This window comes from Streptomyces sp. NPDC102259 (assembly GCF_044766465.1).
GTDB lineage: Bacteria > Actinomycetota > Actinomycetes > Streptomycetales > Streptomycetaceae > Streptomyces.
This window is the reverse complement of record NZ_JBIWMA010000003.1, coordinates 527,083-541,659: the sequence shown is the minus strand read 5'-3', so window position 1 is coordinate 541,659 and position 14,577 is coordinate 527,083. Positions and strand designations below refer to the sequence as shown.

Annotated in this window: 11 protein-coding genes and 2 pseudogenes; 10 read left to right on the top strand and 3 right to left on the bottom strand. The window is 69.5% G+C overall.

The annotated features are described in order from the left end of the window. Positions 1 to 88 precede the first annotated feature (88 nt). The 3 genes from rsgA to ACIRPU_RS11070 all read right to left on the bottom strand — a co-directional run bounded on the left by rsgA (position 89) and on the right by ACIRPU_RS11070 (position 4,750). On the bottom strand, positions 89 to 1,237 hold the full coding sequence (gene rsgA / locus ACIRPU_RS11080) for a ribosome small subunit-dependent GTPase A (RefSeq protein ID WP_403864702.1): 1,149 nt from the start codon (positions 1,235 to 1,237) through the stop codon (positions 89 to 91). Between the two features lie 397 nt (positions 1,238 to 1,634). After that, the gene (locus tag ACIRPU_RS11075; RefSeq protein WP_403864699.1) at positions 1,635 to 3,128 is read right to left on the bottom strand and encodes a cellulose-binding domain-containing protein; all 1,494 of its coding nucleotides are present in this window, start codon (positions 3,126 to 3,128) and stop codon (positions 1,635 to 1,637) included. Positions 3,129 to 3,430: 302 nt separating this feature from the next. Further along, positions 3,431 to 4,750: a radical SAM protein gene (locus tag ACIRPU_RS11070; protein ID WP_403864696.1), complete on the bottom strand. Its 1,320-nt coding sequence runs from the start codon at positions 4,748 to 4,750 to the stop codon at positions 3,431 to 3,433. 149 nt (positions 4,751 to 4,899) lie between these two features. On the opposite strand from ACIRPU_RS11070, the gene ACIRPU_RS11065 reads away from it, so the two are divergent. From ACIRPU_RS11065 to ACIRPU_RS11020, 10 genes and pseudogenes are all read left to right on the top strand, one after another. After that, positions 4,900 to 6,144, top strand: coding sequence for an FAD-binding protein (locus tag ACIRPU_RS11065; protein ID WP_403864693.1), 1,245 nt, complete (start codon positions 4,900 to 4,902; stop codon positions 6,142 to 6,144). Between the two features lie 147 nt (positions 6,145 to 6,291). Further along, positions 6,292 to 7,545 (top strand): ROK family transcriptional regulator, encoded by a 1,254-nt coding sequence (locus ACIRPU_RS11060; protein ID WP_403864690.1) that lies wholly within the window; start codon positions 6,292 to 6,294, stop codon positions 7,543 to 7,545. A 463-nt stretch (positions 7,546 to 8,008) separates the two neighbouring features. Next, positions 8,009 to 9,274 (top strand): sugar ABC transporter substrate-binding protein, encoded by a 1,266-nt coding sequence (locus ACIRPU_RS11055; protein WP_355705952.1) that lies wholly within the window; start codon positions 8,009 to 8,011, stop codon positions 9,272 to 9,274. Between the two features lie 20 nt (positions 9,275 to 9,294). Further along, the gene (locus tag ACIRPU_RS11050; protein ID WP_355705953.1) at positions 9,295 to 10,260 is read left to right on the top strand and encodes a sugar ABC transporter permease; all 966 of its coding nucleotides are present in this window, start codon (positions 9,295 to 9,297) and stop codon (positions 10,258 to 10,260) included. Continuing rightward, entirely contained in the window at positions 10,257 to 11,153 is an 897-nt protein-coding gene (locus ACIRPU_RS11045; protein WP_403864686.1) for a carbohydrate ABC transporter permease, read from the top strand. Before ACIRPU_RS11050 ends, ACIRPU_RS11045 begins: the two co-directional genes overlap by 4 nt. Positions 11,154 to 11,165: 12 nt before the next feature. Further along, a pseudogene (locus ACIRPU_RS11040) lies at positions 11,166 to 11,438 on the top strand (hypothetical protein); the annotation flags it as partial. A 54-nt stretch (positions 11,439 to 11,492) separates the two neighbouring features. Continuing rightward, positions 11,493 to 11,871: pseudogene (locus tag ACIRPU_RS11035) on the top strand (beta-galactosidase); the annotation flags it as partial. A gap of 99 nt (positions 11,872 to 11,970) precedes the next feature. Then, the gene (locus ACIRPU_RS11030; RefSeq protein WP_403864683.1) at positions 11,971 to 12,966 is read left to right on the top strand and encodes an ATP-binding cassette domain-containing protein; all 996 of its coding nucleotides are present in this window, start codon (positions 11,971 to 11,973) and stop codon (positions 12,964 to 12,966) included. Further along, positions 12,966 to 13,769 (top strand): ABC transporter permease, encoded by an 804-nt coding sequence (locus ACIRPU_RS11025; protein ID WP_403864680.1) that lies wholly within the window; start codon positions 12,966 to 12,968, stop codon positions 13,767 to 13,769. Before ACIRPU_RS11030 ends, ACIRPU_RS11025 begins: the two co-directional genes overlap by 1 nt. Beyond that, positions 13,769 to 14,575: an ABC transporter permease gene (locus ACIRPU_RS11020; RefSeq protein WP_403864677.1), complete on the top strand. Its 807-nt coding sequence runs from the start codon at positions 13,769 to 13,771 to the stop codon at positions 14,573 to 14,575. Before ACIRPU_RS11025 ends, ACIRPU_RS11020 begins: the two co-directional genes overlap by 1 nt. Positions 14,576 to 14,577 lie beyond the last annotated feature (2 nt).

The following is a 14,577-nucleotide window of genomic DNA, read 5'->3' as shown; positions in this document are numbered from 1 at the left end:
GCCACGCACGCGTTACCGAAACAGGCGCGCGTCACCGCACCACGCACGCGTTACCGGAACGGGGACGCGTTACCGGAACAGGCAAGCGTTACCGCGGAGGAGCGGGTCGCCACGGCCCGCGTCCCCGCTTCGCCTCCCCGGCGGCCCGGCCGGCGGCCTGCTTGCGCTGCCAGTCCTGGCGGACGTCGGCGCGCACGCGGGCGTCGGACTTGGCGACGATCCATCGATTCTCCCGGACGAGCTTGTGGTAGCTCTCCAGTCGGCGCGGCGGCAGGTCTCCGTCCTCGACGGCCGCCCGCACCGCGCACCCCGGCTCGGACTCGTGCGCGCAGTCGTGGAACCGGCAGCCCCGGGCGAACTCCTCGATCTCCGCGAAGACCTGTCCGACCCCGGCGCCGGCGTCCCAGAGGCCGACGCCGCGCAGTCCGGGCGTGTCGATCAGGACGCCCCCGCCGGGCAGCGTCAGCAGATTGCGGGTGGTGGTGGTGTGGCGTCCCTTGCCGTCCATGTCGCGGGTGGCCTGGACGCCCATCACGTCCTCGCCGACGAGGGCGTTCGCGAGCGTCGACTTGCCCGCGCCGGACGCCCCGAGGAGCACGGAGGTGCCCAGGCCGAGGAGCGCGGCGAGCTCCTCGACGCCGTCGCCGTCGCGCGCGCAGACGGTGAGCACGGGCACGCCGGGCGCGCTCGCCTCGACGTCGTCGACGAGGTACGACAGCGCGACCGGGTCGGGCACCAGGTCGGCCTTGGTGAGCACGACGACGGGCTGGGCGCCGGACTCCCAGGCCAGCGCCAGGAACCGTTCGATGCGACCGAGGTCGAGTTCGACGGCCAGGGACATCGCGACGACCGCGTGGTCGACGTTGGCGGCGAGGATCTGCCCCTCGGACCGCTTGGAGGAAGTGGAGCGCACGAAGGCGGTACGGCGCGTCAGAAGTGTCCGTACGTACCGCGGATCGGCGTCCTCGGGGTCGACGGCGACCCAGTCGCCCGTGCACACGACCTTCAGCGGGTCACGGGGAACGACGAACTCGGTGTCGGCGCGCACGATGCCCGCCTCGGTGACGACATCGCACAGCCCCCGGTCGACCCGCACGACGCGGCCGGGCAGCAGGCCCTGCTGGGCGTAGGGGACGAACTCGGCTTCCCGGTCGGCGTCCCAGCCGTACGCGGCGAGAGGCAGCGACGAAGGCGAAGGCGACGAGTCAGAGGAGGAGGGGGTGGAGGAGAAATGCAAGGGAGACCCTTCACAGGGACGGCCCCGGCGCGCTCGCACAAGCGAAGCGGAAGAAGTGGTCAGCCGGAGACCGCGGAGGTGGAGTGGACGAACGTCTGGTCGCTGCGGACAGCACCCTTCTCGGCGACAGTCATCGGTCACACCTCCCGTTCCTCATGTTCCTCGCACGACTGACAGCGCGGCCGTCGGCCCGCTCGATGCTCACTCAGGATAGGGGCGCCGGAAGCCGGTTGCTACCCAGTTTCGGCCCGCTCGCCGATGTCGTCACGCGCGCGTGGCCTACGCGACGGGCCCTTCCCGGATCACTCTCTGCTCAGCCCGGCAGAACGCCGGTCCCGCCGCCGGCCGGGCGGTGTCGCCCATGACCGGCGGCGCCCGTCGGTTCAGCCGCCGTGCGTCAAGAGATCGTGCACGTCCGCCCGTTGAGGGTGAAGGCGTACGGCGCGCTGTTCTTGTTCTGCCAGGAGGCGAGGAACCCGAAGGTCAGCGTGCCGTTCGCCGAGACGGACCTGTTGTAGTCGGCGGCGGTCGCGGTGACGCGTGAGCCGTTCTGGGCGACGCTCGCGTCCCACATCTGGTCGACCTTCTGACCGTCGCGGAAGGACCAGGCCACGCGCCAGGAGTCGAGCGTCACGGCGGTGGTGACGGTGACCGTGGACTGGAAGCCGTCGGGCCACTGGTTGACGAGGTCGTACGTGACCTCGCAGGCCGCCGCGTCCTCGCTCCCCCCGGCGCCGGCGGTGGCCGAGGAGGTGCCCTGCGGCTCGGGGTCGGGCTTCTCGGCGTCGTCGCCACCCGTCGCCGAGGGCGTACCGCTCGCGGCCGGGCCGGACGAGGACGGCGCGGCGGAGGTGGCGGCGTCCGAGGACGGCGGGACGGAGCCGGGACCGGCCACCGGGCTGCTGTCGGCGGGGTTGCCCTGGGCGACGTTCTCGCCGCCGGTGCCGCCGCCGGTGTCGCCGGGCATCATCGACACGGCGAGTGCCACCACGGAGACCAGGACGGCGGCGGCGAGCATTCCGCTCCGCAGCACGCGCGCCCTGCCGGCGGCGGCCTGTGCCGCCGCGCCCTCGGCGTCCAGCGCGTCGGGGCGTCCGGCGCCGAGACGCACCTCGGCGGCCCGGCGGCGGCGTTCCAGGTAGGCGAGGCCGCCCCAGCCGATGACGCCCTGGGCGAGGGCGGCGGGCAGCCCGCCCCCGTGCAGCCGCAGACAGGCGGCGGCTTCCGCGCACTCCACACAGGTGGCGAGGTGGCGGGAGAGGTCGGGGGGCGTGTCGGCGGCGGGCGAGCGGGTGACGGCGTCCAGGAGCCGGACGTAGCTGCGGCACTCCGCGTCCATCGGCGTGTCGAGATGGTTGCGGTGGCAGCGGTCCCGGAACAGTCCGCGGACCTGGTTCAGCTCCTCCACCGCGGTGGTCGGGTCGAGGCCCTGCCTGCGGACCACGGCGTGCAGCGGCAGTGCCTCCACCTCCGCCAGCCACAGCAGAGCGGCGTCCGGTTCCTGCATGTCACGCAGGCCGCGCAGGGCGATGGGCCGGCTCAGGGGCGGTCCGACGTACCGTGCGGCCTTGTCCGAGTTCAGCCACAGGCGCAGATCGGGGTCGAGTTTGTGGCCCTGTCCTCGGGCCTCCCAGGTGGCGGCCGTGGTGCGTACGGCGGTCAGCAGCAGCGGGATCCGGGGCAACCGGGACGAGCGACGGCCGGCACCTCGTGCGGTACCGTCCTCGGCGGCGCGGGCCTCGCGTATGCCGAGGGCGAACGCCTCGCGGGCCAGCTGGTTCGCCGCGGTCGAGCCGGACGTGCACAGGTCGGCGTACGACAGGACGGCGTCCCAGCACTCGGAGAACAGCGCGGCCTCGGCGGCGTCCTTCGGGGTCGGCAGGTCGGGCATGAGTCTCCTGCATCCACAAGCGAGGTCAACTCACCATGACGGCAATGGAGTTGGGGGGAACCTCGCGGCAGGGGCAGAGCTTTTCACGTTTCCAACACAACTGACAAGCGCCCTGTTCAGATGTCATGTCAGGACAGCAGGACAGACAGCTGAACGAGACGGCGAGAAGGCGGCCGCGCCCGGTACTCCGGCCTGTAGTACGGACGCGGACCGCCCTGTGTTCACTGCCGGCGCCATGTTTCGACACCGGTTTCGCGGACTTCTTCGCGGAGTTCTTCGGACTGTGGTGACCGTTGCCCGGACTATACGGTCGCCGAGTCCTCCGCCGGAAGGCTGTCCATGAAGGAGCTCACGGAGAACACCGCGCGGCCGGGCCCGGGCTGTCCGTAGCCGGGCGGCGAGGCGAGACCGAACTCGTCCATGGTGGCGCGGTAGGCCTCCAGCAGCCGGATGTGGTACTCCAGCGGCGCGCCCTGCGGGTTGGCCTTGCCCAGCGGGGTGGTGGGTTCCGGGCACCAGGTGGTGAAGCGGGGCGTGATGCCCTGCGACATGAAGAAGCGCAGGCCCTCCGTGGTGGAGGCGATGGCCTCGTCGACGGTGGTGAAACCGAACGGCTCGGCCATTTCCACGCCCGCGACGAAGTTGGGGATCACGTTGCGCGCGCCGAAGATCTCCGCCGAGTCGAGGATCCGCTTGTGCCACTCGTCGCGGCCGACGTAGCGCTCCTTGCCCGGGCAGTACAGCTCGAACAGACGGCGGTCCCACACCTCGTAGTTGGGGTGGTAGATCTGCACCCCGTAGTCCTTGAAGCGCTGCACGTCGTCGCGGGGCAGCGCCTGGGCGACGACCTTGCCGATCCAGCGGCCCGGGAAGCGTTCCTCGATGGCCTTGGCGTAGTGCCCGTAGAAGTCGGCCTCGTCCCGCCCGGCGACGGTCTTGGTGATCGCGCCGCCGGTGAGGGTGTAGGCGGTGGACGCCTTCTGGGTGTCGTACCGGTCGATGATCTCCAGGGCTTCGAGGACCTCCTCGACGTCCTTCACCCCCGTGTACGGCCGGCCGGCCGCCTTGTGCTGGCGCCAGTTGTGGTTGATGTCGCAGTACTGGCACTCCTCCTTGGCGCCGAAGTACTGACACACCCGGAAAACGGTCAGATAGATCAGGTAACCCCACTGGATGGTCGGGGCGACCTCCATGACGGACTTCCCGTTGGAGAGCTTGTGCCGGTAGTACTCCGGCATCGGCGGCACGCCGACGTCGGCGATGCGCTTTCCGTCGAGGTAGAGCCCGAGCAGACCCTCGTCGTCCGCCGCGACACGGTACGGGGAGGAGGGATTCACCCGGACCGAGACGACCGTCCGCCGCAGGTCGTACGGGCCTCCCGTGAGGATGATCTCCTCCGGCGGGCGGCGCAGCGCGGCCTCGCCCAGCTCGGGCAGGGTGCCGTGGTCGAAGGAGAAGATGAAGTAGGACTTCGGTTTGACCTCGCCAGACTCGTTGTCGCTCAGCGCGGAGGGGTCGAAGGCCACACCTCCGCGCAGCAGGTCCTCCTTGAAAACGGCCTCCCGCGGAACATGCGGAAACCGCTCCATCAGATCCTCGACCAGCGCGGTACGGCTGTCCATCCCTCTCTCCTCCCGGCTCAGGCGTACGACTCCTCACGGTATGCCCCCGGCGAGGCGGAGGCGGGGGCGGGGGGCTCGTGTTGCGGGCAGGGTAGGTTCCACCTGGGAATTCCGGGTTCTCGATCTCCTCGGGAGGGGCGAGCAGTCGCATGACCGAAACCGTTACCAACTGGGCCGGCAACATCACCTTCGCCGCCGGCGAGCTGCACCGACCGGCCTCCCTCGACGCGCTCCGCTCCCTCGTGGCGGACAGCGGTCGGGTGCGGGTGCTGGGCAGCGGGCACTCCTTCAACGAGATCGCCGAGCCCGGCGTCGACGGGGTGCTGCTGTCGCTGGGCGCGCTGGCCGATGAGGTCGACGTCGACACGGCGGCCCGGACCGTACGGGTCGCCGGCGGGGTCCGGTACGCCGAACTGGCGCGCCGCGTGCACGAGCGCGGGCTCGCGCTGCCGAACATGGCCTCCTTGCCGCACATCTCGGTCGCCGGGTCGGTGGCCACCGGTACGCACGGGTCGGGGGTGGGCAACGGCTCGCTCGCCTCGGCCGTGCGGGAGGTGGAGATCGTCACCGCCGACGGTTCGACCGTCGTCATCGGACGCGGCGACCGGCGGTTCGGCGGGGCCGTCACCTCGCTCGGCGCTCTCGGGGTGGTCACCGCGCTCGTCCTCGATCTTCAGCCCGACTATGAGGTCGAGCAGCATCTGTTCACCGAACTTCCCCTGGACGGGCTGGACTTCGAGACCATCGCGGCGGCCGCGTACAGCGTCAGCCTGTTCACCGACTGGGGCGCGCCCGGCTTCCGACAGGTGTGGCTGAAACGACGCACGGACGAGCCCCTCGCCGACTTCCCGTGGGCGACGCCGGCCGTGGAGGCGCTGCATCCGGTGCCGGGGATGCCGGCGGTCAACTGCACCGAGCAGTTCGGGGTGCCGGGGCCGTGGCACGAGCGGCTGCCGCATTTCCGGGCGGAGTTCACCCCGAGCAGCGGGAACGAGTTGCAGAGCGAGTACCTGCTGGCGCGTCGGCACGCCACCGAGGCGTTGCATGCGATCGACGGTATCCGGCAGACGGTCGCCCCCGTGCTCCAGGTCTGCGAGGTGCGCACGGTCGCCGCCGACGAGCAGTGGCTGAGCCCCTCCTACGGGCGGGACACCGTGGCGCTGCACTTCACCTGGGTCGAGGACACGGCGGCCGTGCTCCCGGTGGTACGGGCGGTGGAAGCCGCACTGGAGCCCTTCGCGCCGCGGCCGCACTGGGGCAAGGTGTTCGAGGTGCCGGCCGGCGTGGTGCGCGGGCGGTACCCGCGGATCGACGACTTCACGGCTCTGGCGCGGGTGCTGGATCCGGCCGGGAAGTTCACCAACGCCTTCGTGCGCGACGTCCTGGCGGGCTGACAACCGTAGCGGACGACTTTATAAAGCCCCTTTCCTAACCCCTTGTCGAACGGTTCGACAGCCCATAACCTGGCGCGGCGCCGGTGCCGTCGCAGTGCGGGCCCGCCCTGCATGGAAAGGCACGGAAGGGATGAGGGGGCACGCTGCATGAAGCGCGGCACATCACGTGACATCCGCACCGCGAACCGCTACGAGGTGCTGCGTCAGATCATCGCCGCCTCGCCCACCTCCCGGCAGGAGCTCGCGGCCGCGACCGGTCTCTCGCTCGCCACCGTCGCCACCCTCGTCGGCGAGCTGCTCGACCTCCGCATGATCACCGAGGTCGGCTTCGAGGACTCGGCGGGTGGCCGCCCCCGGGGCCTCGTGGCCGTCAACGCGTCGGGGGGCGCGTTGATCGGCGTCGACATCGCGGAGACCTACGTCCATGTCGAGCTCTTCGACCTCGCCCTGAACGTGCTGGCCCGCGCCGAGGAGAACATGCGGCCCGGCGAGAGCCGCCCCGAGCAGGTGGTCGGCCATGTCGCCGCGGCCGCCGGTTCGGTGGTCGCACAGGCAGGGGTCGAGGCCGCCCGAGTGCTCGGCGTCGGGGTGAGCGTGCCGGGGCAGGTGGACCGCGCCACCGGCGTCTCCGAGTACGCGCCCAACTGGGACTGGCACGACGTGCCGTTGCTCGACCTGCTCTCCGAACACATCGCGTATCCCCTGTACTTGGACAACCCGCTGCGGGCCGGCGCGGTCGCCGAGCTGTGGTTCGGGGCGGCGCGCGGGCACGGGGACGCCGTGGTGGTCAACCTGGGCACGGGAGTCGGGGCCGGCCTGGTCCTCGGCGGCGGGCTGCACCGGGGCGTCAGCAACAGCGCGGGCGAGTGGGGGCACACCACGCTCGTGCTCGACGGGCGGCTGTGCCGCTGCGGCAACCACGGCTGCGTGGAGACGTACGTCGGCGCGCCCGGCATCATGCAGAACCTGCGTGAACTCAGTCCGCGAAGCCCGCTGTTGCATCCCGATGACCAGACCGCGACCATCGACGCCCTGGCCGCGGGGGTCGCCGCGAACGACCCGGTCGCCGTCAAGGTCGTCCGTGACACCGCCCGCTATCTCGGCGCGGGCATCGCCAACCTGGTCAACGTGCTCAACCCCGAGGTGGTCGTCCTGAGCAGCTGGGTCGCCGCCCGGCTCGGCGAACCCCTCCTCGACGAGGTGCGGGAGGCCGTCGCCCGGCACGCGCTGAAACGACCCCTGGCCGCCAACCGGATCGTCCTCTCCCCCATCCCCTCCGACCCGGCGTGTCTGGGGGCGGCGACGTTCGCCCTGGAAGGGGCGTTGCAGTCGGTCGGGCAGAGAAACGCCAAGCGCGCCGCTCTCGCCGCCGTGAGGGGCCGTACCGCACCGCCCGCGTGAACCATGCGGAACCGCACCACCTTCACCACGCCGGAAGGGACGCAGTGTTACGCGCACCGACAACCACGTACGTCCCCCGCCCGGGGAGACCCGGGCAACCCGAGAAAACCCTCGGCGGCTCAAAAGTGATCCTCCACGACGCCGCCGGCGAGGCCGACGCGGCCCTGACCAGGCGATAGTCGTCCGGGGACACCCCACTGACCGAGGGCCGCCGGCCCTGACACCGGCGGCCCTCAACCCCCTTGTCACGCGCCCGCGTTACCCCTGCGACAAGCACTCCACACCCTTTGCTGCGGCCCCTCTCGTTCGCCATGCCGAACCGATCACAACGCTTCGAACAGACTTCGTCCAACCCCTTGCCGAAGGCTTAGCCGAAGGTTAACGTCCCGCTCCGCGACAGGAATTGAGCCACCTGCGCCGCGCCACAGAGCCGTAGCCGCACTTCGAGACAAGGACGTCCGCCATGTCGGCAATGAGCAACAGCAACTGGTCCCGCAGGTCCCTCTTCCGAGCCGCCGCGGGCATGGCCGCCGCCGGCACGCTCGCCGCCTGCGGCGGCAACAACGGCCGCAGTGGCGGATCCGGTTCGGGTGTCGGCCTCACCCAGTACTTCCACGCGTACGGCGAGGCGGGCACCGAGCAGGCCATCAAGAAGTACGCGAAGGCCTACGACAAGGCCGACGTGACCACGCAGTGGATCACCAGTGCCGACTTCGAGAGCAAGCTCTTCGCGACCCTGCTGACCAAGAACGCGCCCGACCTCTTCGAGTTCCACCCGCAGATCCAGATGATCAAGAGCGGTCAGGTGGCGGACCTGACCGACCTCATCGATCCGGTCAAGAGCGATTTCAATCCGGCCGACATCCAGTCGCACACGGTCGACGGCAAGATCTACGGCGTCCGCATGATCGACGACCCGCAGTTCTTCTTCTACCGCAAGTCGATGCTGGAGAAGGCCAAGGTCGAGGTGCCGACCACGCTCGACGAGCTGATGGAGGCCGCCGCCAAGCTCACCACCGGCAAGGTCAAGGGCCTGTACATGGGTGACGACCTGCACAGCGTCATCAACCCGATGATCTGGTCCGCCGGCGCCGACACCCTCAATGAGAAGAACGAGATCGCCTACCACACGGACGGCGTCATCGAGGGCATCAAGAAGATGCGCAAGCTGTTCACCAGCGGCCACCTCCTCCTCGGCGCACCGACCGCCTCGTGGGACCCCTCCTCCCTCAACCAGGGCCTGTGCGCCATCCAGTTCTGCGGCATGTGGGCGATGCCGGGGATCCAGACCGCGCTGGGCGACGACTGGGGGGTCTTCCCGTTCCCGAAGACCATCGACTCCGGCAAGCAGTCGGTCTACAACGGCGGCTGGTCGATGTTCGTCAACGCCAAGGGCGAGAACGTCGAGGCCGCCAAGGAGTACGTCAAGTGGCTCTGGATCGACCAGAAGAAGTACCAGGAGGAGTGGGCCACCAACTTCGGCTTCCACATTCCGCCGCGCACCTCGATCGCGCAGGGCGCCACCAAGCTCAAGTCGGGCAACGCCGCTGAAGGCGTCAGGCTCTTCAACGAGTTCGGGCACTTCGACAACATCGGCTGGACCCAGGCCATGATCACCTCCCTCGAGGACGTCTTCGCCAACAGCGTCCGCAAGGACATGGACCCGGAAGCCGCGCTCGACAAGGCCGACACGGCCGTCAACCGCGAACTCAAGAAGCTGTTCGGATAGGCCGCGGGACGGATCACGACATGTCGACGACCGAGACGCGCGACCTCGCGCGCCCCGCCCCGGCGAAGGCCTCGACGGCCAAGCCGCGGCGGGGTCTGCGGGGCAGCCCCACCTTCAACTTCTGGCTCTTCACCGGGCCGTTCCTCGTCGGTCTGGCGATCTTCGTCTACGCGCCGATCCTCTGGAGCCTCTGGCTCAGCTTCTTCGAGGCCCGCTTCACCGTCACGCCCGACAAGTTCGTCGGCTTCGAGAACTACACGTACATGCTGACGAACGACGACTTCGTCGGCTCGCTCGGCACCTTCACCGCCTTCGCCGCGTTCATCGTGCCCACCACCTGGGCGCTCTCCCTGGGCCTGGCCCTGCTCGTGAACCGGCTGCGCTTCATGCGGGCGTTCTTCCGCTCGGTCTTCTTCCTGCCCACCGCGTGCAGTTACGTCGCCGCCTCGCTGATCTGGAAGATGTCCATCTTCAGCGGGGTCCGGTTCGGCCTGATGAACACGGTCCTCGGCTGGTTCGGAATCGAGAACATCGCCTGGCTGGTCGATCCCAATCCGCCCTGGTACTGGGTGGTCATCGTCAGCGCTCGGCTGTGGCTCCAGTCCGGCTTCTACATGATCCTGTTCCTGGCCGCGCTCCAGAACATCCCGGGCGAGCTGTACGAGGCCGCCGCCATCGACGGCGCCAAGCCGGGCTGGCAGACCTTCCGGTACATCACCCTGCCCCAACTGCGCGCCACGTCCACGGCGGTGATCCTGCTGTTGCTCATCGCGGCGTACCAGGCCTTCGACGAGTTCTTCAACCTGCTGTCGAAGACCACATGGGGCCGTCCACCCCTCGTCGAGCTCTACTACAAGGCTTTGGGCGAGAGCCAGGACTACGGGGCCGGCAGTGCGGGCGCGGTCATCCTGACCGTGCTGATCTGCGCCGTGACCCTGCTCCAGGGCAAGTTCCTGGGCTTCGGAAGGGGCGAGGACTCCAAGTGACCACCACATTGCCCGAAGTACGGGAATCCGCGCCGCCGTCGGACAGGCCCCGCCGCCACGGTCGTGGCGGCGGCGTGATGAGCTCCACCGGCCTCTACCTCGCCACCGGCGTCGCCTGCTTCTTCTTCCTGGTCCCGTTCTACCTGCTGATCCGCAACGCCCTCTCCACGGACGCCGAGATCACCGGCGAGAACTGGAAGTTCTTCCCCACGGACATCCAGTGGGGCAACATCAGCGAACTGTTCACCGACGAGACGGTTCCCTTCGCCCAGTCCCTGTGGAACTCCGCGGTCGTGGCCACCCTGCACACCGTCGGCGTCCTGCTGGTGTGCTCCCTCGCGGGCTACGGTCTCGCCCGCATCCCGTACCGGCACGCCAACAAGGTCTTCTACGCCGTCCTGGGCACCCTGATGGTCCCGACGGCGGTCACCTTCGTCCCGAGCTTCGTCCTGGTCTCGTCGCTCGGCTGGGTGGACACCTACCGGGGTCTGATCATTCCGGGCCTGTTCAGCGGTTTCACCTGTTTCCTGTTCCGGCAGTACTTCCTGGGGTTCCCCAAGGAGCTGGAGGAGGCGGCGAGGGTGGACGGACTGGGTTACTGGGGTGCGTACTGGCGCATCGTGGTGCCCAACTCGCTCAACTTCTTCGCGGCCATGGCGACCATCACCTTCATCAACGGCTGGAACTCCTTCCTTTGGCCGCTGGTCATCGGCCAGGACCCGGGGTCGTGGACCGTCCAGGTCGCGCTCTCCAACTACATGACCAACCAGACCGTCGTCTTCCATCTGATCTTCATGGCCACCGCCTTTTCCATCCTGCCCCTGGTGTTCGTGTTCCTCTTCCTCCAGCGCTGGCTGGTCCAGGGGATCGCGCAGACCGGCATCAAGGGCTGACCCAGGAGAGCGATGGCTTTCCGCACCAAGGCCGCCGACCACGTCGAGAACGTCTCGCCGGGCAGCGGGGCCCTTCCGCCCCGCACGCGCTCTGCGAGTACGCCGACGCCATGGGCGACGGGGCCGGGCGGACTGGCCGACCACCAGCGGCTCTTCGCGGCGCACGAGCGCCTCCAGGCTGCCCCCGTACGGGAGTTGATTGACCACGGCGTCAGGCACCCCAAGCAGGACTGCGCCTACGGCGGCGACTTCGACGACTTCGGCGAGGAGCCGCACGACGGGAACTTCGTCCGCGACGGTCCGGTCTTCCCGGACCGGAGGCCGTCACCGGGCCTGGTCGAGGCCTACCCGGACACCAGGGCCGCGGCCATGCCCGGCCAGTGGGACGGGAGCATCGAGGAGACGCGGACCCCGTACGTGCGCCCACAGGCGAACGCCGCCCGGGCCGACGTCCGCTAGGCGGAGCCCGACGGACCGCGGAGCGAGGGCGACCCGGAGTCCTTGGTTCTCCGCGCGGCGCTGGACGACCGAACAACTGGAAGCGGCGCGCCACCTGACGGACCTCACACCCGGCGACACGGTCCGGGTCAACCTCGACCACGATCGGCTCGGCATCGGCTCCCAGCCGTGCGGCCCGGGCCCGCTTCCGCGGTACTTCCTGAACGCCGAACCTGTCGAGTTCTCCTTCTTCCCCTTCGTGTTCTCGGAGATCGATTAATCGATTGACCATTTGATCGACATTCCGCCACGGTGATGACGTCTCCCGCGGCAGGCCGGCCCCCAGCCGGCCGGCCGCGCCGCACTGGAGGTTGAACAAGTGATCGGCAGCATCGAAGTGCGCGACCTCTCCCGCACCTTCCACACCACCGTCCGCCGACCCGGCCTGGCCGGCGGCCTGCGCTCCCTGGTCAACCCCGAGCGGGTCGCCAAGCAAGCCGTCTGCGACATCACCTTCGACGTGGCCGCGGGCGAACTCCTCGCCCTGCTCGGCCCGAACGGCGCCGGGAAGTCCACCACCATCAAGATGCTCACCGGCATCCTCACCCCCACCTCCGGCGAGGCACGCGTCGCGGGGGTGGTGCCGTACCGGGAACGGGAACGCAACGCCCGCAACATAGGCGCCGTGTTCGGGCAGCGCACGCAGCTGTGGTGGGACCTGCCGGTACGCGAGTCGTTCGCGATCCTGCGGGACATCTACGACGTGCCGAGGGCCGAACACGCCGTCCGGCTGCGGGAGTTCGACACCCTGCTGGAACTGTCCTCCTTCTGGGACACCCGTGTGCGCCATCTCTCCCTCGGCCAGCGTGTGCGCTGCGACCTCGCGGCTGCCCTGCTGCACGACCCGCCCGTCGTCTTCCTCGACGAGCCGACGATCGGGATGGACGTAGTGGTGAAGGAACAGGTCCGCGAGTTCCTGCGCCACCAGGTCGAACAACGGGGCCGGACCGTCCTGTTGACCACCCACGACATGACGGAGGTCGAGCGGCTCGCCGAGCGCGTGGTGCTGATCAACCACGGACGGCTGGTCCTGGACGGCACCCTCGACGAGATCCGTCGCAAGTTCGGCTCGACATGGCAGGTGCGGGCCACCCTCGCCGACCCGCACACCGAGGTCGTGGCACTGCCGGGCATCGCGGTGCTGCGCCACGACGGGTCCCACATGGTGTTCGGACCGGACGGACCCGGCGCACCGACGGTGCACCAGGCGCTCAAGTCGGTCATCGAACGGTACGAGGTCACCGACATCGCCCTCGACGAGGCCGAGTTGGAGGACGTCATGCGGGCCGCCTACGTGCAGGCCGGAGACGCGTGATGGCGGTCCTGCACGCCTGGCGCACGGCCCGGGTCACCCCGCTCGGCGAGTTGCACACCCCGCCCCGGATGACCGCGGCCCTGCTGCGACTGGCCGTCCAGGTGGTGCTGGTCGCGTCCCTGTGGCACGGCCTCTACGCCCACACGGGGACCACCGCCGGCATGACCCGCGACCAGGCGGTCACCTACGCCGTGCTGGCCGTACTGGCCTCTCGGCTGCGGGAGTTGGACCAGTACGCGGCCCGGGACACCGTGATCCAGCACATGCACTTCGGCACCATCGTCTACTGGTACCTGCGTCCGCTGTCGCCCCAGCGTTACTACGCCCTGCGGGCACTGGGCGAGCAACTGTACGGTCTGGCTTGGGCGTTGACCGGATTCAGTGTCTGCCTCGCCGCCGGGGTGGTGGATCCGCCCCGGTCGGCCGCCGTGGCGGGAGTCTTCGCCCTGAGCCTCCTGCTCGGCCAGTGGATCCTGTACTACGTCATGCTGGCCATCGACCAGCTGTGTTTCTTCACCCTGCGCAACAACGCGGCGATGCTCATCCTGATCTTCGCGCAGAACCTGCTGTCCGGGGTGTACGCACCGCTGTGGTTCTTCCCCGACTGGTTCGTCACGCTGAGCGGTTTCCTGCCGTTCCAGGCCACGCTGAGCGTTCCGCTGTCGCTCTACGTCGGTCGCATCCCGCTGTCGGACGCCGTCCCCGCCCTGCTGGTGCAGGTCGCCTGGGTGGCGGTGCTGGCCCTGTTCACCCGGCTGGTGTGGCGACTCGCCGCCCGGCGGGTCATCTCCCAAGGAGGCTGATGCCCTTGAAAGCCGTACGCCTCGCATGGCGCATCACCCGTCTCAACTTCCGTGCCCAGCTGGAATACCGTTCCGAATTCCTGATGATGGTCGCGATCGGCGCCGTCTGGCAGGTCTCGGTGATCGTGTTCGCGACCGTGCTGCTGACCCGCTTCAGCGGGATGGGCGGCTGGGACAGCTCGGACGTGCTGCTCATCCCGGCGACCCGGATGCTCGCCCACGGTCTGTTCGTCCTCTTCCTGGGACGCATGCACGGAATCGGTTACTACATCCAGGAAGGCCAGATCGACGTCTGCCTGGTGCGGCCGCTGCCGGTGCATCTCCAGGTCCAGCTGCGCGTGTTTCCCACCAACGCCATCGGCGATCTGACCGTTGCCGTGGGGCTGATGGTGGCGGCGCTCGGCCGCAGTCACCTCGACTGGACCTCGGGCCGGATCTCGTACCTCGTGGCGGCCGTGCTCGGCGGCATGCTGCTGGAGGCCGCCCTGTTCACGGCGGTCGCCTCCGCCGCTCTGCGTTTCCCGACCGCCGACTACTGGGGCCGCTGGCTGGAGGAACTCCTCGGCACCTTCGGCAGCTACCCGCTCAACGTGCTGCCCAAGGCGGTGGGCGGCCTCCTGACGTACGGCCTCCCGCTCGCGTTCGTCGCGTACTTCCCCGCCGCCGTCCTGACCGGCCACGGCCACGCCACCGGTGTCCCCTACTGGCTGGCGGCGGCGTCCCCGCTGCTGGGCCTGCTGGCGTACCTCGGCTCCCGGCTGCTGTGGCGGTGGAGTCTGGGGCACTACACGGGGGTGAACGGCTGACT

What these genes read in the sequence shown, in the direction of transcription:
- ACIRPU_RS11055 (WP_355705952.1), top strand. Translation starts at nt 8,009, where the DNA reads ATGTCGGCAATGAGCAACAGCAACTGGTCCCGCAGGTCCCTCTTCCGA.
- ACIRPU_RS11070 (WP_403864696.1), bottom strand. Translation starts at nt 4,750, where the DNA reads ATGGACAGCCGTACCGCGCTGGTCGAGGATCTGATGGAGCGGTTTCCG.
- ACIRPU_RS11020 (WP_403864677.1), top strand. Translation starts at nt 13,769, where the DNA reads ATGCCCTTGAAAGCCGTACGCCTCGCATGGCGCATCACCCGTCTCAAC.
- ACIRPU_RS11060 (WP_403864690.1), top strand. Translation starts at nt 6,292, where the DNA reads ATGAAGCGCGGCACATCACGTGACATCCGCACCGCGAACCGCTACGAG.
- ACIRPU_RS11075 (WP_403864699.1), bottom strand. Translation starts at nt 3,128, where the DNA reads ATGCCCGACCTGCCGACCCCGAAGGACGCCGCCGAGGCCGCGCTGTTC.
- ACIRPU_RS11025 (WP_403864680.1), top strand. Translation starts at nt 12,966, where the DNA reads ATGGCGGTCCTGCACGCCTGGCGCACGGCCCGGGTCACCCCGCTCGGC.
- ACIRPU_RS11050 (WP_355705953.1), top strand. Translation starts at nt 9,295, where the DNA reads ATGTCGACGACCGAGACGCGCGACCTCGCGCGCCCCGCCCCGGCGAAG.
- ACIRPU_RS11065 (WP_403864693.1), top strand. Translation starts at nt 4,900, where the DNA reads ATGACCGAAACCGTTACCAACTGGGCCGGCAACATCACCTTCGCCGCC.